The organism is Streptomyces sp. Ag82_O1-12 (assembly GCF_900182715.1).
GTDB classification, from domain to species: Bacteria; Actinomycetota; Actinomycetes; order Streptomycetales; family Streptomycetaceae; genus Streptomyces; species Streptomyces massasporeus.
Genome location: NZ_FXUW01000001.1, coordinates 5,611,625 through 5,631,642, shown reverse-complemented (window position 1 = coordinate 5,631,642; position 20,018 = coordinate 5,611,625). Strand labels below are relative to the sequence as shown.

The 20,018-nt window shown below is 73.0% G+C and carries 17 protein-coding genes; 5 read left to right on the top strand and 12 right to left on the bottom strand.

Features of this window, described 5'->3' with window-relative positions; genetic code table 11:
• Positions 1-62 precede the first annotated feature (62 nt).
• From QOL88_RS26005 to QOL88_RS25960, 11 genes are all read right to left on the bottom strand, one after another.
• Positions 63-812, bottom strand: a complete 750-nt coding sequence (locus QOL88_RS26005; protein WP_097220155.1) for a spherulation-specific family 4 protein — start codon at positions 810-812, stop codon at positions 63-65.
• Positions 800-1,759 (bottom strand): NAD-dependent epimerase/dehydratase family protein, encoded by a 960-nt coding sequence (locus QOL88_RS26000; protein WP_097220152.1) that lies wholly within the window; start codon positions 1,757-1,759, stop codon positions 800-802. The genes QOL88_RS26005 and QOL88_RS26000 overlap by 13 nt, the downstream gene beginning before the upstream one ends.
• Before the next feature lie 120 nt (positions 1,760-1,879).
• The gene (locus QOL88_RS25995) at positions 1,880-3,172 is read right to left on the bottom strand and encodes a hypothetical protein (protein WP_097220150.1); all 1,293 of its coding nucleotides are present in this window, start codon (positions 3,170-3,172) and stop codon (positions 1,880-1,882) included.
• Positions 3,169-4,890 carry a DUF3492 domain-containing protein gene (locus QOL88_RS25990; protein ID WP_097220148.1) on the bottom strand — a complete coding sequence of 574 codons (1,722 nt, stop codon included), beginning with the start codon at positions 4,888-4,890 and terminating at the stop codon, positions 3,169-3,171. Before QOL88_RS25990 ends, QOL88_RS25995 begins: the two co-directional genes overlap by 4 nt.
• A 322-nt stretch (positions 4,891-5,212) precedes the next feature.
• Entirely contained in the window at positions 5,213-6,805 is a 1,593-nt protein-coding gene (locus QOL88_RS25985) for a dipeptide ABC transporter ATP-binding protein (protein ID WP_097220145.1), read from the bottom strand.
• Positions 6,802-7,800 (bottom strand): ABC transporter permease, encoded by a 999-nt coding sequence (locus QOL88_RS25980; protein ID WP_097220143.1) that lies wholly within the window; start codon positions 7,798-7,800, stop codon positions 6,802-6,804. The genes QOL88_RS25985 and QOL88_RS25980 overlap by 4 nt, the downstream gene beginning before the upstream one ends.
• A complete protein-coding gene (locus tag QOL88_RS25975) occupies positions 7,797-8,807 on the bottom strand; it encodes an ABC transporter permease (protein ID WP_097220140.1) in 1,011 nt (336 codons plus the stop codon). Before QOL88_RS25975 ends, QOL88_RS25980 begins: the two co-directional genes overlap by 4 nt.
• Before the next feature lie 4 nt (positions 8,808-8,811).
• Complete coding sequence (locus QOL88_RS25970) at positions 8,812-10,530, bottom strand: ABC transporter substrate-binding protein (protein WP_097220137.1); 1,719 nt, start codon at positions 10,528-10,530, stop codon at positions 8,812-8,814.
• A 190-nt stretch (positions 10,531-10,720) separates the two neighbouring features.
• Positions 10,721-10,813, bottom strand: a complete 93-nt coding sequence (locus QOL88_RS38645) for an Ms4533A family Cys-rich leader peptide (protein ID WP_349362270.1) — start codon at positions 10,811-10,813, stop codon at positions 10,721-10,723.
• A gap of 68 nt (positions 10,814-10,881) precedes the next feature.
• On the bottom strand, positions 10,882-12,525 hold the full coding sequence (locus QOL88_RS25965) for a DUF3152 domain-containing protein (protein WP_097220134.1): 1,644 nt from the start codon (positions 12,523-12,525) through the stop codon (positions 10,882-10,884).
• A gap of 8 nt (positions 12,526-12,533) precedes the next feature.
• On the bottom strand, positions 12,534-13,580 hold the full coding sequence (locus QOL88_RS25960; protein WP_097220132.1) for an alpha/beta fold hydrolase: 1,047 nt from the start codon (positions 13,578-13,580) through the stop codon (positions 12,534-12,536).
• 255 nt (positions 13,581-13,835) lie between these two features.
• Between QOL88_RS25960 and QOL88_RS25955 the strand changes: the two genes are divergently transcribed.
• The 4 genes from QOL88_RS25955 to QOL88_RS25940 all read left to right on the top strand — a co-directional run bounded on the left by QOL88_RS25955 (position 13,836) and on the right by QOL88_RS25940 (position 15,865).
• Entirely contained in the window at positions 13,836-14,060 is a 225-nt protein-coding gene (locus tag QOL88_RS25955) for an Rv3202a family protein (RefSeq protein WP_097220129.1), read from the top strand.
• Between the two features lie 206 nt (positions 14,061-14,266).
• Positions 14,267-14,914, top strand: coding sequence for a TetR/AcrR family transcriptional regulator (locus QOL88_RS25950; RefSeq protein WP_031110090.1), 648 nt, complete (start codon positions 14,267-14,269; stop codon positions 14,912-14,914).
• Positions 14,915-15,061: 147 nt separating this feature from the next.
• The gene (locus tag QOL88_RS25945) at positions 15,062-15,289 is read left to right on the top strand and encodes a DUF3107 domain-containing protein (protein ID WP_030854792.1); all 228 of its coding nucleotides are present in this window, start codon (positions 15,062-15,064) and stop codon (positions 15,287-15,289) included.
• Positions 15,290-15,595: 306 nt separating this feature from the next.
• On the top strand, positions 15,596-15,865 hold the full coding sequence (locus tag QOL88_RS25940; RefSeq protein WP_097220127.1) for a hypothetical protein: 270 nt from the start codon (positions 15,596-15,598) through the stop codon (positions 15,863-15,865).
• Positions 15,866-15,928: 63 nt separating this feature from the next.
• Here the strand turns inward: QOL88_RS25940 and QOL88_RS25935 are convergent, their stop codons facing one another.
• Positions 15,929-16,678 carry a ferritin-like fold-containing protein gene (locus QOL88_RS25935; RefSeq protein WP_097223187.1) on the bottom strand — a complete coding sequence of 250 codons (750 nt, stop codon included), beginning with the start codon at positions 16,676-16,678 and terminating at the stop codon, positions 15,929-15,931.
• A gap of 475 nt (positions 16,679-17,153) precedes the next feature.
• Here QOL88_RS25935 and QOL88_RS25930 point away from each other — a divergent pair, with 475 nt between their 5' ends.
• Positions 17,154-19,877 (top strand): DEAD/DEAH box helicase, encoded by a 2,724-nt coding sequence (locus tag QOL88_RS25930; RefSeq protein WP_097220125.1) that lies wholly within the window; start codon positions 17,154-17,156, stop codon positions 19,875-19,877.
• Positions 19,878-20,018: the final 141 nt, after the last annotated feature.

Below are 20,018 nucleotides of genomic sequence, written 5' to 3'. Positions count from 1 at the left end.
GGGACTCCGTTGGTCGGTCAATCACTACGGTTGTTCTCCCCGTAACAGTGCCATGCCCTTTTTCATTCCGAGACACCTGTTCCGATACGCGAGACGAATTCGTCCCAGTAGCCGGGCATGGCCTCCCAGGGATCGGTGCGGCCGCCGCGATCCGTGTGGTCGGTGATCCAGACCGTCGCGGCGCCCTGCCAGCGGGCGATGCTCAGCGCCTCGGCCAGGTGCGGGTGGGGCACGCCGTGGACGAAGTGGCAGAAGCGCTCGGGCGCATGGTCGGCGGTCCACTCGGCCACCTGCGACCAGCGGTAGTCGCTCCAGGGTCCGGAGAAGGTGACCAGTTGGTCGGCGAGTTCGATGTAGCCGGGGTGCGGGTGGATGCCGTGGCCGAGGACGATGTGGGCAGCGTCACGGATCACCCGCAGCGTGGCGACCGTGCGGCGGACCTCGGGCAGCCCGGCGTGGTCGGCCGGGCAGCGCTCCAGGAGGAAGCCGTCGACCTGGTACCAGTCGACGAACCGGTGGGCGTCCGAGATCAGCTCGCCGAAGTTGCGGGTGCCGTACCGGGTGTCGAGGTGGCCGAGGACGCGGATGCCCGCGTTGCGCAGCCGGCCGGCCGCCTCCAGGCAGTGCGGGTCGGGGCGGGCGCCGGGGCCGTCGGCCACGTTGAGGACCACCCAGTGCAGCGGGGTGCCGGGGCGGGTCAGCTCACCCCACTCGGTGGGGGCGAGGAGGGGGTGCGCATAGCCGGGAACGCCGACGCCGGGGCGCAGTTCCGTGTCCGAGGTGCGCTGCCGGGATCTGGTCAGATGCGGCATGCCGCCTCCATCCAGATGTCGGCGAGGGACTCCTCCAGCCCGATCCGGGGACGCCAGCCGAGCCGGTCGCGCGCGGTGCGCACGTCGGCCTGCTGCCAGCTGCCGCAGCCGTCGGGGTACGGGTACGCGACGGGGGCCGCGTGGTCCGGGTCGGGGCGGGGGTGGCCGATGGCCGTGCGCAGGGCGCCGGGCGGTCCGTCGAGTTCGTGGAGGGCGCCGCCGTATCCGGCGACGCGGGCGAGGACGGCGGCGGCGTCGCGCAGGCGCACGGCGCGGCCGGAGCCGATGTTGATGACGCCCTGCGCTGCGGAGAGTGAGGCGGCGTGGACGGCGCGGGCCACGTCGCGGACGTCGACGAAGTCGCGCTGCGCGCCGAGGCCGCCGAGTTTCAGCTCGCCGTCCCCGGACTGCATGGCCCGGCGCATGGCCTCGGCGAGACGGCCCAGCGGGGAGCCGGCGGGGGTGCCGGGTCCGGCCGGTGAGAAGACCCGCAGGACGACGGCGTCCAGGCCGGAGCCGAGGACCAGTTCGGTGGCGGCGAGTTTGCTGACGCCGTACGGGCCGCCGGGCCGGGGCACGGCGTCCTCGGGGGTGGAAGAGCCGGGCTGGCTCGGGCCGTACTCAGCGCTGCAGCCGATCTGCACCAGCCGGGCCCCGCAGCCGCTGCGCCGCAGGGCCTCGCAGACGGTGGCGACGGCGACGGTGTTGTGGCGGGTGAGCTCGCGGGCACCGCCGCGGGTGGCGCCCGCGCAGTTGACGACGACGCCCGGGTGGACCGCGTCGAGGAAGCGGGTGAGGGCGCCGGGGCTGCCGGAGGCGAGGTCGAAGCGGACGTCGGCGTCGTCACCGCGGCCGAGGGCGGTGAGCTGCACGGCCGGGTCGGCGAGCAGGCGGTCGGCGACGAAGCGCCCGATGTAGCCGTTGGCTCCGATCAGCAGGACTCTCATCGCACGGCTCCCCATGTCGCCGGGGTTCCTGGGTGGGTGATCATGCGGGTTCTCCTCGATGCGGAAAGGAAGGGACGGGACGGGTGCTGCCTGCGGCGGTGGGGCCGGTGTCCGCGGCGCTCACCGCGCGGGCTCCGGCGGTGCGTGGGCCGAGGCTCGGGTGAGTTTGCGGGTCGTGTGGACCAGGAGGGCCAGCGCCGCAGCTCCGCAGGTGAGGGTGGGGACGCTGTCGGCACCCCAGGTGGTGACGAGGATTTCGACGGGCGTGGCCAGGAAGCCGACACCAGGGAGGCGGGAGGCGAAGACCGTGGCGAGGGCGGCCGCCTCGACCGTGGCCGCCGCGGTGAGGACCATGGCGGGGGCGTAGGTGAAGCCGTGCGTGGTGAGGAGGCGGGCCAGGAAGAGGAGGGCGCCCAGGGCGAGGACCTGGGCGTAGGCCGCGGGCTCGCCGAGGGCCGCGCGGCTGAGGGTGAGCAAGGCCGCCAGGGCGCCCAGGTAGAGGGCGACCACGCCGAGCAGGAGGGGGCGTACGGCGGCGGCGAAGTCCTCCAGGCCCCGGCTGGCCGCGAGTTTGCGGCGTGCTCGGGCGGTGAGGAGGTGCGCGGTCCAGGCGGCGGGTGCGCAGGCCAGGGCGAGGGCCAGGGCCGGGGCGGCGGTGAGGGGCCAGGCACCGTCGGCCGTGCCGGTGGGCAGGGTGTCGGGGCCTCCGGTGAGTGCGTTGTCGAGCAGGCCGTCGCCCAGGAGGGAGTAGGCGACGAGCCACAGGGTCCACGGGGTGGTCCTGCCGGAGGCCGCGCCGGGCCGCGGCCCGGGCCGGTCCGTGTCGGTCCTGCTCAGGGGCCCTCGACGCAAGGCCGCATGGAGGGCCAGGGCCACGGCGAGGGCCCCGGCTGCCGCCGCGAACAGACGCGACTGCCCCTGGGTGAGGTGCACGGCGGCGATGGCGGCGGCGCACAGCGCCCCGGGCAGGAGGGTCAGCAGAACCCAGTCGGCGCGCACGCGGGGAGCGGCGGGCGGGGCGGGCAGGGGTGTGTCTCCGTCCCGGGAGACGCGCGCGTACATCTCCTCGGCGAGGGAGAAGACGTCCCGGTGCCGAAAGCGGGCGGCGGTCCGCTCGGTGATGCCGTGCGCCTCCAGTCCGGCGGCGATCTCGAGGGGGTCCACCGCGCGCTCGCAGAGCTCCCGGTGACGATGCATCAGCGCCTTGACCGGATCGGCGGCGCCGCGCCGCGGGGTGGGGGTGGCGCGGTCGGCGGCCGACTCCGGCTTCCCAAACCCCGCGCCGTCAAAGGCAGACTCCGGCTGCCCAGGCCCCGCGCTGTCAAAGGCAGACCCCGGCTGCCCGGACCTCGTGCGGTCACGGGCTGAGCCGGTCGGGGTTCCCGGTCGGCCCAGTTCGTCCAGGCCGCTCATCGCGCTCCCTCCGGGGCGGGGACGGGAGTGGTGGCGCGTACGGGCCTGCCCGCCGCCCAGCCGGGGCCGCCGCGGGTGGCGAGGCGGGGTGACGCGGTGGTCCAGCGGACGGCCACGTGCGCCTCGGCGGGAACCGAGAACGGCAGCGGCTCCCCCGCTCCGTCGAGGACGACCCGGCGGACGGGCGCACGCGAGACGATCTCCAGGTAAATGCCGTGAAATGCCTTGATGTTCTGCTCGACCGTGAACAGTTCGAGGGCACGGGCGCGAGCGGCGGCGCCCAGGCGCGCACGGCGCTCGGGGTCACGCAGCAGCGCCACGCACGCCTCGGCGAGCGCCCTCGGATTGCGCGGCGGTACGACGAGCCCGGTGCCGCCGATCACCTCCACGACCGCGCCGACGTCCGTCGACACCGTCGCACGCCCGCAGAGCATGGCCTCGGCGAGGCCGACGGGGAAGCCCTCGACGACGCTGGAGAGGACGCTCACGGCACCCGAGGCGTAGGCGTCGGCGGCGACCGGGAGGTCAGGGCCGCCGATGTCCTCGAAGGACACCGGGTTGTCGCCGGCGGCGTGCGGGCCGGCGGCCTCGTCGGGGAAGAGCTGGGCGGCCAGTGTCCTGCAGTGTCCGAGGTAGGCCGCACCCTCGGGGCCGGCGGGGGCGCCGACGATACGCAGGCGCGTCTTCGGCTGCCGCTTGCGCACCTCCGCGAAGGCGTGCAGCAGTGAGACCAGGTCCTTGGCGGGCTCGACGCGGCCGACCCAGACGAGCGTGTCCGGGTCGGCGCAGTCCGGGGACTCGCCCACCTCGGCGAAGGGCCGGGCGTTAATGCCGGGATGGACCGTGCGGAGCTTCTCGCGGTCGGCGCCGCAGCGCTCCTGCCAGCGGCGGGTGTGGGTGTTGCCGGCGGTGACGACCTCGGCCCGCCCATAGGCCTCGGCCGCGAGCCGGCCCTGGAAGGCGGCCAGCAGGGACCGTACGGCGGGTGGGGCGTCCGGGGTGGTGAGGTAGTGCGTCCGCAGGCGCACGCCGTACTCGGTGACCATCAGGGGTACGCCGGTGAAGTGCCGGGCCAGCAGGCCGGGCAGGACGGCCGTGCCGCCGGACGCGGCGTGGCAGAGGTCGACCGCGCCGAGCCCGTCGTCCTCGTACCAGTCGAGGGAGAGGGGGCGCAGGGCGCGTTCCAGATGGGCGGCGACGGCGAGCAGATCCGGTACGCGCGCCTCGCGCGCGGCGCGATGGGCGCCGGGCGCGCGACAGGCGCGTTCCAGGGTGCGTACGGCGGCCTCGGAGCGGAGGGCTCCCGCCAGTCCGCCCTCGTCGCGGGCGAGTTCGGCGAGCCCGTACAGAGCGTTGGCGAAACGGTCCGCCTCGGAGGCCGACGCCCCTTCGGAGAGGCTCCTGACCGCACCCGAGGCGCCCTCGGGGACCCCACACAGCACGGCGGCCAGTTCCCCGAAGTACTCGGTGAACCGCCGACGTGCGCGGCGCCCGAGCACCACCTCGTCGTCCTCGGCCATCCACAGCGGGGCGGTGCGCACCCGGCTGACGTTCGGCGGCAGCGGGATCCAGCCCTCGTCCTCCTGGTGCTCGCTGCGACTGAGCGCGTAGACGTCGAACTCGTGCTGGGCGAGTCCGTGCACCAGCCGGTCGCACCAGAGCCTGGCGTCACCGCTCACATACGGATAGCCACCCTCCGTAAGCAGTCCGATGCGCACGAGTGCACCCCCGATCTCCCGTATGGGGAGCCGCCGTTGTCCGGCGGCTCGCAGCGGGACGAACGTATGCGGACAAGGCGGTGGTGCGACGGACGGTTGTCCGTCGCACCACCAAAAGGGGTGAACGGTCGTAACTTTCCTGTGCGGGTCGCGTTCTGTCGCGCTAGGAGATCAAGCGGACACGGATCGTCATGCCGCGGCCAAGTCCCGCGTCCGCGGCATCTCTCCGCGGCCGACTCCCGATGTCGCGCCCTGCGTCATGCCCGGGCCAACGCCTGACGCCGCGTCACGCCGCCGCCAACGCCTGACGCCGCGCCCCGCGTCACGCCGCCGCCAACTCCCGTCGCCGCGCCCGGCGTCGCGCCGCCGCCTCCGGGTCCAGCGCCGGTACCGCGGCGAGCAATTGCCTGGTGTAGGGGTCGCGTGGCGACTCGTACACCTCCTCCACGGGCCCTTCCTCGACGATCCGGCCGCGCCGCATCACCGCGACCCGGTCACTGACCTGGCGCACGACGGCCAGGTCGTGCGCCACGAAGACCAGCGCGAGCCCGAGTTCGCGCTGCAACTCCCCCAGCAGGTCGACCACATGCGCCTGGGTGGTGACGTCGAGGGCCGAGACCGGTTCGTCGCAGACGATGACGCGCGGGTCAGCCGCGAGGGCACGGGCGATACCGACGCGCTGGCGCTGCCCGCCGCTGAACTCATGGGGATAGCGGTCGTAATGCGCCGCTTCGAGCCCCACGCGCTCCAGCAGTTCGCCCACGCGCTCCCGGATGCGCCCCTCCTGCCGCTCACCCCGTGCGCGCAGCGGGTCGGCGATGGACTCGCCCACGCTGCGGCGGGGGTTGAGGGAGGAGACCGGGTCCTGGAAGACCATCTGCACGGCCGGGTTCACCCCGGGGTGCGGACGGCCCTCGAAGGCCAGCGCTCCGGCCGTCGGCTCCAGCAGCCCGACGAGCATGCGCCCGAGGGTCGTCTTGCCGCTGCCGCTCTCGCCGACGACGCCGAGGGTCTCGCCGCGGCGCAGGGTCAGCGACACGTCGTCCACGGCCGTGACCGCCCGTTTCCCGCGCCCGAACGCGCGCCTGAGGCCGGTCGCCTCCAGGACGACCTCCTCGGGGTCCGCCGAGGCCTTCCGCGGCGCGTCCAGCCGTGGGACCGCGGCCAGCAGCTCCCGGGTGTACGGCTCGGCCGGTGCGCCCAGCACGCCGGCGACCGGGCCGTGCTCGACCGCCCGGCCGTGCCGCATCACCAGCACCTCGTCGACGCTCTCGGCGGCGACGCCCACGTCGTGCGTGACGAGCAGCAGGCCCATGCCGGTCTCCTCGCGCAGGGTGTGGAGCAGGTCGAGGACCTGGGCCTGGACCGTCACGTCGAGGGCGGTCGTCGGCTCGTCGGCGATCAGCAGCCGGGGCTCGCACGCGAGCGCCATGGCGATCAGGGCGCGCTGGCGCATGCCGCCGCTGAACTCGTGCGGCCGGGACCGGGACCGCCGGGCCGCGTCCGGGATGCCCACCCGGTCCAGGACCTCCACGGCACGCGCGCGTGCCGCCCGCCGGGACGTGCGCGCGTGCACGCGGTACACCTCGGCGATCTGGTCGCCGATCGCGTAGTACGGGTCGAGGGAGGACAGCGGATCCTGGAACACCATGGCGGCCCGTCCGCCGCGCAGCAGCCGCAACTCCTCGTCGGAGGCGCGCTGCACGTCGGTGCCGGCCACCTCGACCGAGCCATCGACCCGCGCGCCTGTGCCGCGGTGCAGTCCGAGCAGCGCGGACGCCACGGTCGACTTGCCGGAGCCGGACTCGCCGACCAGGGCCAGGGCGGCGCCCTCCTCCAGGCGGAAGGAGAGTCCGTCGACGGCGCGCAGTGCGCCGAACTCCACGCGGAGACCGGTCACGTCGACCAGGCTCATGTCAGCACCACCCGTCGGTCGGCCACCGCGTACAGGACGTCCGCGACGGCGTTGGCGAGGACCACGAAGAATCCGATGACCAGGACCATGCCGACCACGACCGGCAGGTCGACGACGTTGACGGCATGGACGAGTTCCTGTCCGATGCCGGGCAGGCCGAACAGGGTCTCGGTGAGCACCGCGCCGCCGATGGCCGATCCGACGTTGTTGGCGTTCAGCGCGATGACCGGGGCGAACGCCCCTCGCAGTGCGTGCTTTCCGACGATCGACCGTTCGCCGACGCCGTAGGCGCGGAACGTGCGGATGTGGTCCTCGGCCAGGGTCTCCAGCATCGAGGCCCGGGTCAGCCGGGCGAACGCGGCGGCCTCGATGAGGGCGAGCGACAGCCAGGGCAGCAGCAGGTTCCACGCCCACTGCTCGGGGTCGTCGGTGAGGGCGACGTACTGGGGGAAGGGCAGCAGCCGCAGTTCCCCGCAGACGACGATCATCAGGACCAGGCCGATGACGAAGACCGGGGTGGCCGTGCCGGCGAGGGTGAGGCCGGTCAGCACCCGCTCGGAGAACCGGCCGCGTCGCCAGGCGGAGAGCACGCCCGTGCCGACCCCGAGGATCAGCCACAGCACCATCGCGCCGGCCACCAGGGACAGACTGACCGGGAGCTTGGCCCAGATCAGCTGGGTGACCTGCTGGTCGCTCTGGTACGACAGGCCGAGGCAGGGTGCGGAGCAGTGCTGCACGGACGTTCCCGTCGAGTAGTCCTGTCCGGCGACGAGGCCTTGGAGGAAGTGCCCGTAGCGCACGAACAGCGGGTCGTCCAGGTTCAGTTGCCGGGCCACCTGATGCACCTGTTCGGGTGAACAGCGCGGGCCGCAGGTGATCTGGGCGACGTTGCCGGGGGTCGCGTAGAAGACGACGTAGACGATCACCGAGATGGCGAGCAGGGTGGCCACGGCGGCGACGGTGCGGTGCAGGACGAAGCTGGTGAACCCGTTCACGCCGTGCCTCCCTCGGTCGCCTTCGACTCCCGCCTGCGTCCCGTGCCGACGCGCAGCCGGGAGGCCGCGCGGGGGTCGAGGGCGGTGCGGACGCCGTCGCCGAGGACGGTGAGGGCGAGCACTGTGACGAACAGGGCGCCCGCGGGCAGCAGCAGGTACTGCGGGGCGGCCTGGTACCAGACGTCGGCGGCGGTGAGCATCTGTCCCCAGGAGGGCGTCGGCGGTTTCACACCGACGCCGAGGAAGGAGAGCGCGGCCTCGACGGTGATGTTCGTCGGGACGAGCAGGGCGGCGTAGGTGATGACGGGTGCGGCGATTCCGGGCAGGAGTTCGCGGCGGGCGATGCTCCAGGTGCCCCAGCCGCTGAGCCGGGCCGCGGAGACGTGGTCGAGCTCCTTGAGGGTGAGGGTCTGGGCGCGCACGATCCGGGCGATGTTGCCCCAGCCGATCAGGCCGATGACCAGCGCGACGAGCACGGGCCGCGGGAAGCTCGACGGCACGATCGCGAGCAGTGCCAGCGACATGATCATGAGCGGCATCGCGACGATGATGTCCGTGAACCGGCTCAGCAGTTGATCAACCCCTCGCCTGCCGAGCGCGGCCGCGACACCCAGGGTGATCCCGATGACGACCTGCACGACGGTCGCGGCCAAGGCGACGCCCAGAGACACGCGCGCGCCGTACACCAGCCGCGCGAACAGGTCCCGGCCGGTCTGCGGTTCGACGCCGAACCAGTGGTCGGCGCCGGCTCCGCCGAGGGAGCCGATGGGCACGCCGCCGCGCGCGGAGTCCACGAGGGACGGGTGGTAGGTGGTCGGGTCCTGGCCCTCGACGGCGGTGAGCAGCGGCGCGGCGAGCGCGACCAGGACGAGCAGCGCGACGACTCCGGCCGCGACGAGGGCGGCGCGCTGCGTGCGCAGCCGCCGCCAGAACTGACGGGCCCCCGAGGCGGCCGGGACGGCAGGGTCCGTCACGGCCGCCTCGGCGGTGAGAAGTGCCTCACTCACGGCGTCACTTCACCGCGACCTGTGAGATGTCCAGCACACCGGTCCAGTCGCTGATCACGACGTTCTTGATGTCCTTGCCGACCAGTCGCTTGTAGACGGGGTGGAACAGCGGCACGGTCAGGGCCTGCTCGCCGATCTTCTTGTCCAGTGCGCCCCACCGCTTGGCGGCCTGGTCAAGATCGGTCAACTTGTTGATCGCGTCGATCTCCGCATTGACCGCCTTGTCGTTCAACAGGCCCGTGTTGAAGTTCGCGCCGTCCTTGACGATCTGCCGGCCGTCGAAGATCGGGGCGAGGAACGGACCGCCGGAGGGCCAGTCGGCACCCCAGTGGGCGAGGAAGAAGCCGGGCTCGGTCTTCACGTTGTGGATCTTGTCGGAGTAGTCGTTCTCCTCCAGACCCTGGAGCTTGACGGTGATGCCGGCCTTCTTGAGGGCGTCCTGGATGGCGGTCGCGATCTCGGGGCTGGTCTCGAAGTCCTTGGCGTTGGAGTGCGTCAGCGTGACGGTGAGGCCCTTCGCGTACCCGGCCTCCTTCAGCAGCGCCTTGGCCTTGGCCGGGTCGCCGGCCTTGCCCGCCGGGAAGAGGTCGTACGGCGTGTAGCCGAAGGACTTCTGGTCGGGCAGGAAGGTGGTGGCGGGCTCGGCCAGGGCGGAACCGCCCGCGGCGTTCACCACGGACGACCGGTCGATGGCGTACGAGATGGCCTGCCGCACCTTGGCGTCGTCGAACGGCTTGGTCTTCGGGTTGAACGCGATGTAGTTGGTGTAGCCGAAGTGCCCGGTGCCGACGCGCGAGGCGAGGTCCTTGTCGCCGGTGACCTTGGCCAGTTCTGCCGGGCCGAGGTTGGTGTCCGTGGTGACGGCGGCGGCGTCCGCTCCCTGGGACGCGGACAGCCGCTGGTTGATCACGGACGAGTCGATCCCGGACCGTACGTCGATCTTGTCGGGGTAGGCCTTGCGCTCGGCGTCGGTCGTGGCGGACCAGTGCGTGTTGCGCTCCAGGACCAGCCGCTCGCCGTCGTTCTCGTTCCGCACGACCTTGTACGGCCCCGAGGAGACCGGGTGCTCCTCGTACTTGGTGCCCGTGTCCTTGCTCTTCGGGACGGGGGTGAACTGCGTCTGCGTGGCGAGGTAGGGGAACTCGCCCTCGGGCTTGTTCAGGTGGAAGACGATGGTCCGCTCGTCCGGCGTCTCGATCGCGTCGAGGCCCTTCTTGTCCTTGTACGGCCCCTGGTAGTCGGCGGCCCCGGTCAGCCAGTCCCGCAGGTAGGGTGCGCCGCCCGACAGCTCGGGGGCGAAGGAGCGCTCGATGCCGTACTTGATGTCGGCCGAGGTGATCGGGGTGCCGTCCTCGTACTTCAGGCCCTTCTTCAGGGTGTACGTCCACTCGGTCGCGTCCTTGTTGGGACGCCCGGTGTCGGTGGCGAGGTCGGGGACGACCTTCGCGCCGGCGGCGCCGTTCTCGCGGTTGCGGGTGGTGAGGGTGCGGAAGACCAGGGACGGGACGTTGCCGCCGCCGGAGGTGTACAGCCGGGCCGGGTCGAAGTCCTGGTGGGGACCCGCGTTCAGGACCGTGAGGGTGCCGCCCTTGTGGGGCGTGGAGTCGCCGCCGGCGCCCTTGGCATCGTTGTCCTTCGGCCCGCAGGCGGCGGCGCCCGCTGCCAGGACCAGGCTGACGGATGCCGCGGCCACGCGGCGCGCTCTGACGGACGGTTGGCGCATCGGAATGACGACCTCTCGGAAGGGCGCCTCGGAATCACGGATCACGGACTACGGATCACAGATCTCGGATCGCGAGACGAAATGACGAAGGGTGAGACGAAAGAAGACAGACGTCTGCCCGGCGCCGGGTCGTCGAAAGGGCCGCGACAGGGTCACGGGGAGGGTCAGCGACGCGCGCCGGGGGCGGGCGTCAGCAACAGTGAATGTCGGCCACGCAGAGCGGGGTCACGCCGATGAGCGCCAGCTCGATGGCGGCGCGAAGGGAGACGTGACGGGGCGACATGCCCAGAAATATGAACGAACTTTCCGAGCATGTCAACGCGAGCCGCGCCACACCGGCTGTGACGCCTGTCAACTCCCGGGATAGGGCCAGGCGTTGGCGCGGCAGTGGATTCCGTCGTGGTCGAGGAACTTGGTCTGCTGCTGCATGACCGGCGCGAGGTCGCCGTCCTTGTCGCAGGTGACGTGGCCGAAGCCGAGGCGGTGGCCGACCTCGTGGTTGATCAGCATCTGCCGGTAGGCGTGGATCTTGGCGTCGCCGTAGGTCTCCGAGCCCTGCGCCCACCGGTAGGCGTTGATCATCACGCGCTCGGTCGCGGCCGAGTCGCAGGAGACGTTGTCCTCGGTGGTGTCCAGACCCGACTTGGCGCACCAGTCGGCGGTCGTGCCGGGGCTGGCGAGCGTGATCACGAAGTCGGGCTTGCCGGAGTGGATGCGCTCGAAGGTCCGCGCGCCGTTGTGGGCCCAGCTGCGCTGGTCGTTGAGCGTCTTCTGCACGGCCTCGGCGAACAGCGCGCCGTCCAGCCCGAGCCCCTGCTCCACGTCCACGCGGTAGGTGAACTTCTGCCCGGCGCCCGGTGCCTTGGCGATGCCGGGGACGGCGTCGAACTTCCCGGAGGCCTTGAGCTTGGCGCCGAGCGGGTACGTCCGGCCCATCTTCTCGTCGTACGTCAGCGGGGTGACCTCGGGGGCGGGTGCCCGGCCGTCCGCGCGGGACGCGCCGTCCCGGGCGTCGCGGGCCCGGTCGGGGGCGGACTGCGACTGCGCGCCGCCGCCGGGGTCGTCGGCGACCTGGCCGGCGACGATGACGGCCAGCACCGTGGTGACGGCGGCGGCCGCGATGCCGGTGAAGGCGCGGCCCTTGCCGCCCCTGCCCGGAACGGGCGTGCCGGTGGGCCCCGCGTCGTCGTGACCATCGGACCCGGAGTCGGCCGGGGTGCCGACGGTCCAGTCCGTGACGGAGGCGTAGGCGTCCGCGGCGTGCGCGGAGGCGGGCGTACGGGGCGCGAAGACGTCGTCCTCCTCATGGAAGGCGTCGAGGTAGTCCTGCCGCGGCCCGGGCACGGAGGCCCGGCGCTGCCGCGGTATGGGAACACCGACACCGGCGGACCCCCCGCCATTCCCCCTCAACTCGCCCCAGCCGCCCCCGGCTTCACGCTGCTCGGGATGCCCGCCACGCGCTTGCGGAAAGCCGTGCGCGGGAGTTCCGTCGGGCAGCCGGGGAACGCCCTGCGCGGGAGTCCCGTCCGGCAACCGCGCAACGCCGCGTGCCGGAGTCCCGTCGGCCGGCCTCGGAACGCCGCGTGGCGGAGTCCCGCCGGGCATGCGCGGAACACCCCGCGCCGGTGTGCCGTCGGCAAGGCGGGGCACCCCCTGCACCGGTGTGCCGTCGGGCAGGCGCGGGAGGCCCTGGGCCGGTGTGCCGTCCGGGTGCCAGCCGTCGGGCAGACGCGGCATGCCGGGCGGCGGCGTGCCCTGGGGCCGCGTGCCGTCCGTCGGTACGGGCCGCGGCCCCGGCGTCCGGCGCTGGCCCTGCGGCGGCCAGCCGCCCTGCGGTGCGCCGGGCGGTGCGGTCCGGGCGCCCCGGCCGGCGTCCGGCGCCTGGCCCTGGCCCGGCCGCTGACCCTGCGCGGACCCGGCCCCACCGTCCCGTTCTGCTGTTGTGTCCGCGCTGTCGCCCTTGGCGACCGGCCCGCGGCGGCTGTGGCGTCCCACGTCGCGCCTCAGCCCCCCATGCTCTCGTCGGTGCCTTGTCTGTCGACGGCGTCGCCCCCGGCTCCCGCCCGGTCGGCCCGCCTCGCGCGCTGCGCGCCCAACTCTCCCGCATCTTCGAGGAGTTCACGAAACGCCATGGCCACGGTCTCGGGATACTCCATCATCGCCACATGGCCCGCATCGGGCAACGTCACCAGTCGGGAGTCCCGGAAGGCGCGGGCCGCCTTCCGGGCCATGCGGAAGCCGACGAGCTGGTCACGGCCGCCGTAGACGAGGAGGGTCGGGGCGAGAACCCGTTCGGCCTGGCGCCACAGCCCCTGCTGGCCGCCCAGCGTGTAGGCGTTGACGATCCCGCGCGCCGAGCGCGCCATCGCGTCCCAGAAGTACGGCAGCCGCAGCCGCCGCTCCATCTCCTGCACGGCGTTGCGGAATCCTTCCGGCGTCACCCGCCCGGGATCCCCGTAACACAGCGCCATCACGCCGCGGACTCGCTGTTCCGCCGTCCACTCCCGGGTGATCCGCGTGAAGAGCAGGGCGACGCCCGGCACCGCCAGCAGCCCCGTGGGCACGGCGGCGCGCTGCACTCGGATTTCCGGCAGAGCGGGCGACACAAGCGTGAGCGTACGGACCAGATCGGGCCGGACCGCGGCGACACGGGTGGCGACGGCGCCGCCGAGCGAGTTCCCGAACAGGTGCACGGGGCCGCGGCCGGAGGCGTCGAGGTATCGGATGACCGCGCGCGCGTGCCCCGTGATGGAGTAGTTGCCGTCGTCCGGTGGCGGCGAGTCGCCGAAGCCCGGCAGGTCGAGGGCCTCGCCGTCCACCTCACCGTCCAGCAGCGCCATCAGAGCCGACCAGTTCTGCGAGGAACCGCCCAGCCCGTGCACGTACAGCGCGGGCGGCAGATCCTCGCGCGCGGGTGGTCTCGACCGGACCGTCAGGGTGACCCCGGGCAGCTCGACCGACCGCAGGCGCTCGCCCTCCGCGACCCGGACGGTCCCCACCTTCGGCAGCACATTGGCGGGCGGCACGAACGGCAGCTCGGTCGAAGACATGCGGCAATGTTACGAGACGATCACGCAGTGACTCATGTGTTCGCCTGTGTTCGCCGTCACAGGAATCGGCCAGTTGGGGTGCCGGAAAGGGAGGCACCCGGGCGCGCATGGGTAGCAGTCAACGGGATGAGCACCGCGTCACGGCCCGGACGCGGATCGCATAGCGTCCGGATCGGGTGTCTCCTAGGCTCGTAGGGAGGGCACCCGCGTGTAGCCCCTGCATTCCCAGGGACATTCGTAGGAAGGGAGCCCAGCATGGCCGTAGACCCCACCGACCCGGAGACGTTCGAGGACGAGGACGCGCCCGAGGCGCAGGAGTTCGACGTCGAGGCCCCCGAGGTCGACGCGGCCGAGCAGCAGGCGGATCTCGCGCCGGACCGCGACGACCCGCTGACCGGCGTCGACCCGGACCGCGCCAACGAGGCCGATCTGGCGGAGCAGGCCCGGATCGTCTCGCTCGACGAGGACGACTACCGGTGAGATTCGCCGCCGACGGGCGACGAACAGCTCCACCGAACAGGAAGAAGGCAGCATTTGCCCGCTCTGACCCTGTTTAAAACTTTCGCAACCGCTTTCGCAACCGTCCGGTCCGTGAAATTCTGCGCTCTCACCGCGCACACCACGGTTACTGAAAAGTACGATGGCGACGCGGCCAGATCCGCACGTGGACGACTATGGGAGGCGGCGTGACAGCCATCGAGCAGACAGAGGCGGTTCGCCCGCGGGGCACACGCCTGCCGCGCCGTGCCCGACGCAACCAGCTCCTGGGCGCCGCCCAGGAGGTGTTCGTGGCCCAGGGCTACCACGCGGCCGCGATGGACGACATCGCGGAGCGCGCGGGCGTCAGCAAGCCGGTGCTCTACCAGCACTTCCCGGGCAAGCTCGACCTCTATCTCGCGCTGCTGGACCAGCACTGCGAGTCGCTCATCCAGTCCGTACGGAACGCGCTCGCGTCGACGACCGACAACAAGCAGCGCGTCCGGGCGACGATGGACGCCTACTTCGCCTACGTCGAGGACGACGGCGGCGCGTTCCGCCTGGTCTTCGAGTCGGACCTGACCAACGAGCCCGCCGTGCGCGAGCGCGTCGACAAGGTCACGAACGAGTGCGCGGAGGCGATCTGCGACGTCATCGCCGAGGACACCGGCCTGTCGCGCGCGGAGTCGATGCTGCTCGCCTCGGGCATGGGCGGCCTCGCCCAGGTGGTGGCGCGGTCCTGGCTGCACAGCGACCGCAGCGTGCCCCGCGACCAGGCCGTGCAGCTGCTCACCTCGCTGGCGTGGCGCGGCATCGCCGGCTTCCCGCTGCACGGCATGGACCAGCCGCAGCACTGACGGCACTCGCTGACGGCACTTTGTTCCCGCCCGATGTTCGCTCGTGGCGTTCTCGGGCGGAGCATGTACGTCCCCTCACCGGGCTAATGTGTGCTGCGTACGGCGCGGAAGGTCGCGCACATCACTGACCGTCGGAGGGACATAGCCGTGGAGGTCAAGATCGGCGTGCAGCACGCGCCCCGCGAGATCGTTCTGGAGAGCGGTCAGACTGCCGAGGAGGTCGAGCGCGTGGTCGCCGAGGCGCTGGCCGGTAAGTCGCAGCTGCTGAGCCTCGTGGACGAGCACGGCCGCAAGCTCCTCGTCCCGGCCGACCGTCTCGCGTACGTCGAGATCGGTGAGCCGGCCCCGCGCAAGGTGGGCTTCGGCGCGCTGTAGCGCATGCGCGGAGCGGGGCGGGACGGCTTCGGCCGACCCGCCCCGTTTGCATGTCTGCCGCGTTCGCGCGGCCCGCCTCCGCTTGCACGGCTGCCCCCGTTCGCACGGCTGCCCCCGCTACCCCCGTTTGCGTCGCCCTCTCTCGGACACCCCTCCCGCGTAGCCCTCGGCTTCCCCTTGCGGCGCACCGGTTCCTCCACGGATGGAGCACAACTCGCCCACAGGGGTGGATTGGATTCCGCAGGTCAGGGGTAAGACGGGCTACGACCGATTTGGGCAGGCCGGCCATGTGGGAGGGACCCCGACATGCTCCTGGAAGCGCTGAGTTCCGCGATCCTCGGCCTCGCTCTGGCGTGGGCGGCGACCCAACGCCTGCCGCACCGTCTCCCGGCCCGCTCCATGGTCCTGTCGACCGGCGTCGCCGGTGCCCTCTTCGGGGCCTTCGTCATGCACAGCGCGCTGGACGCGGGGCACGTGCTGATCGTCCTGCTCGGCGCGGTCATCGTCTCCGTGGCCTCGCTGTCGCTGCTGCTGCGCCCCGCGGGAAGACTGCGCCGCCGATCGGCGACCGCGTGACGGGCCGCCGATGGTGGCGCTTGTGACGGTGTGGATCGGCCGGATCGGCCGGACGGCGGAGGGCTAGGCGGCCAGACCCAGTGCGGCCATCCGCTTGGTGTGGGCCTCGGTGATCCGCGAGAACATCTTGCCGACCTCGGCGAGGTCGAAGCCGTCCGCTACACCGCCCACCAGCATGGTCGACAGCGCGTCCCGGTCGGCGACCACCCGCTGGGACTGCGACAGGGCCTCGCCCATCAGCCGCCGCGCCCACAGCGCGAGCCGCCCGCCGACGCGCGGATCGGCGTCGATCGCCGCCCGCACCTTCTCCACGGCGAAGCCGCCGTGCCCCGTGTCGTCGAGCACGGCCAGCACCAGATCGCGGGAGTCGGAGTCCAGCCGGGCGGCGACCTCGCGGTAGAAGTCACTGGCGATGGAGTCGCCGACGTAGGCCTTGACCAGTCCCTCCAGCCAGTCCGAGGGGGCCGTCTGCTTGTGGAACCCGTCGTACGCGGCGACGAACGGCTCCATCGCCCGCGTCGGCTCCTCCCCGATCTCGGCGAGCCGGTCGTGCAGCCTCTCGAAGTGGTGGAACTCCGCCGACGCCATCTTCGCCAGCTCCGCCTTGTCCGCCAGCGTCGGCGCCAGTTTGGCGTCCTCCGCGAGCCGCTCGAACGCCGCCAGCTCCCCGTACGCGAGCGCACCGAGCAGGTCCACGACCGCGGCGCGGTACTGCGGGTCGGCGGAGGCCGTCGCCCAGTCCCGGGCGGCGACTGAGGTGGGTTCGGCGGCGGCGGTGTCCGAGGCGTTCTCAGGCTTGTCAGAGCTCGTCATGAAGCGCACAATAGCCCGCCCGCCGGGAGGCGTAAGGTCCTGGTCAATCACTGTGACGACGACTACGTGACCGAATCGGCCATCGCATGTGCGCGAATCCGGGGTATGGTGGTAATGCGCCTGCTGGTACGTCGACGTACCTCGACAGGCCGCACGTATGAGGATGCCCGGTCGGTGGCCCGATCGGCTCCGACCCGACAGCCCTCCCCGGCCGTCCGCCACAGTGCGTACGAGACCCGGAGGGGGACACCCTCAGCGGCACGAGCGCTAGAGCGTCGGCGCGGTCCCGTGCTCTACGGCCCGCCCGTAGGCAGCCGACGTCCCCGGCACGGTCTGACACGACCCCGCGCTCGCCTCGCGCCGCCCACACAGAAGAGGCAGCACCCTGACTACGTTCCGAGAGCTCGGAATCCTCCCCGAGACCGCCGAGGCCCTTGAGGCCGTCGGCATCATGACCCCCTTCCCCATCCAGGAGATGACGCTTCCCGTCGCCCTTTCGGGCAAGGACGTCATCGGCCAGGCCAAGACCGGCACCGGCAAGACGCTGGGCTTCGGCCTCCCGCTCCTCGAGCGCGTCACCGTCCCCGCCGACGTCGAGGCCGGGCGCGCCGAGCCCGAGGACCTCACCGACGCCCCGCAGGCACTCATCGTCGTCCCCACGCGCGAGCTGTGCACGCAGGTCACCAACGACCTGCAGACCGCGGGCAAGGCACGCAACGTGCGCGTCCTCGCCATCTACGGCGGCCGGGCCTACGAGCCCCAGGTCGAGGCCCTGAAGAAGGGCATCGACGTGGTCGTCGGCACCCCGGGCCGGCTGCTCGACCTCGCCGGGCAGAAGAAGCTGAACCTGAAGCACGTGAAGTGCCTGGTCCTCGACGAGGCCGACGAGATGCTCGACCTGGGCTTCCTGCCCGACGTCGAGAAGATCATCAACATGCTGCCGGTGCGGCGTCAGACGATGCTGTTCTCCGCCACCATGCCGGGCGCGGTCATCGGCCTGGCCCGCCGTTACATGTCGCAGCCCACGCACATCTCCGCCACCTCGCCGGACGACGCGGGCGCGACGGTCGCGAACACGAAGCAGTTCATCTACCGCGCGCACAACATGGACAAGCCCGAGATGGTGGCGCGCATACTGCAGGCCGACGGCCGGGGACTGGTCATGGTCTTCTGCCGCACCAAGCGCACGGCGGCCGACCTGGCCGACCAGCTCAAGCAGCGCGGCTTCGCCTCCGGCGCGGTCCACGGCGACCTCGGCCAGGGCGCCCGCGAGCAGGCCCTGCGCGCCTTCCGCAACGGCAAGGTGGACGTGCTCGTCTGCACCGACGTCGCCGCCCGCGGCATCGACGTCGAGGGCGTGACACACGTCATCAACTACCAGTCGCCGGAAGAGGAGAAGACGTACCTGCACCGCATCGGCCGGACCGGCCGCGCGGGCGCGAAGGGTACGGCGATCACCCTGGTCGACTGGGACGACATCCCGCGCTGGCAGCTGATCAACAAGGCGCTGGACCTGGGCTTCAGCGACCCGCCGGAGACGTACTCCACCTCTCCGCACTTTTACACCGACCTCGGCATCCCCGAGGGCACGAAGGGCGTCCTGCCGCGCTCGGAGCGTACGCGCGCCGGGCTGGACGCGGAGGAGCTCGAGGACCTGGGCGAGCCGGGCGGCCGCGGACCGCGCGGGCGCGGCGGCCGGAGTGGCCGCGGCGACCGGGACGAGTCCCGTTCGGGCGACCGCGAGCGGGCGTCGCGTACGCCGCGTCGCCGCCGCCGTACCCGTGGCGGGGCCGCGGTGGACGGGGCGCCGGAGTCCACCGGCACCACGGCACCCGGCACCACCGCGCCCGGCACCACCGCGTCCGGTACCACCGCGCCCGGCACCACCGCCACCGGCGGTGCCGCCGAGGCGGACGCCGTGACCGCTCCGCGCACTCCGCGTCGCCGCCGCCGTACCCGCGGCGGAGCGCAGTCCGAGCAGGCTCAGGTCGCTGCGGTCGAGTCCGCCGCGTCCGAGCAGGCCGAGACCGCCGTCGCCACGGCGGAGGGCACGGCCGCGGAAGCCGCCGAGACCGCTGCGAAGCCGCGCCGGCGCCGCACCCGCCGGTCGGAGACGTCGGCGGTGGCGACCGAGGCCGCGGCGACGCCTGCGGTGCAGGCCGAGGCGTCCCCGGTGACGCCGTCGGCCGTGGAGCCGGCGACCCTCGCGGAAGCCCCGACCGCCGCGGAGACGGCGCTGCCCGAGGCAGCCGCCGCCCAGCCGCGCCGCCGCACCCGCAAGACCGCGGCGTCCGCAGCCGAGGTCGCGATCGACACGGCCGAGGGAACCACCGAGTCCACGCCGGAGCCGACGGAGACGAAGCCGCGTCGCACCCGCAAGACGGCCGCGAAGGCCGAGGCGAGCATCGACACGGCGGAGGCGACCGAGGCCAAGCCGCGCCGCGCCCGCAAGGCAGCCGCCGCGGTGGAGGACACCGCCGCCGAGACGGCCGAGGCGAAGCCCCGGCGTACGCGCAAGGCGACGGCAGCGACGGCAGCGGCCGAGACCGCGGTCGACACGGCGGAGGCCACCGAGGCCAAGCCGCGCCGCCGCACCCGCAAGGCCGCCGAGAGCGCCGGGACGGCGGGCACGGCCACGGTCGAGGCCGGCGAGGCCGCGGAGGCCAAGCCGCGTCGCACCCGTAAGGCCGCCACCTCGGCGGAGGTCGCCGTCGACACGGCCGAGGGCACGGAGGCCAAGCCGCGCCGCCGCACCCGCAAGGCCGCCGAGGCCGCCGCCCCTGCCGTCGCCGAGATCCCGGCCCAGACGGTTCAGGAGCCGGAGGCCGCCGAGGCCAAGCCGCGCCGGACGCGGAAGACGGTCGCCGCTGCCCCGGACGCGGAGGCCGCCGAGGCCAAGCCGCGCCGGACGCGCAAGACCGCCACCTCGGCGGAGGCCGCCGTCGACACGGCCGAGGGCACGGAGGCCAAGCCGCGCCGCCGCACCCGCAAGGCCGCCGAGGCCGCCCCTGCCGTCGCCGAGATCCCCGCACAGGCGGATCAGGAGCCGGAGGCCGCCACCAAGCCGCGCCGTACGCGCAAGGCGACCACGGCCGCCACGGCTGCGACGGCTGACGCTTCGGAAGACGCGGCGGAGGCGAAGCCCAGGGTCCGCCGCACCCGCAAGGCCGCTGCCACCGCGGAGCCCACAGAGGGCTGACCCACCCACCCCTCTGCGACGGCCCGGCCCCCCTCACGGGGAGCCGGGCCGTCGGCGTTCCCCAGGACACGGCGCCCGACCCCGCCGAGTCGCCTGGACACGGCGCCGGCCCCCGCCGATCCCGACCGGGTCGCAAGGCCC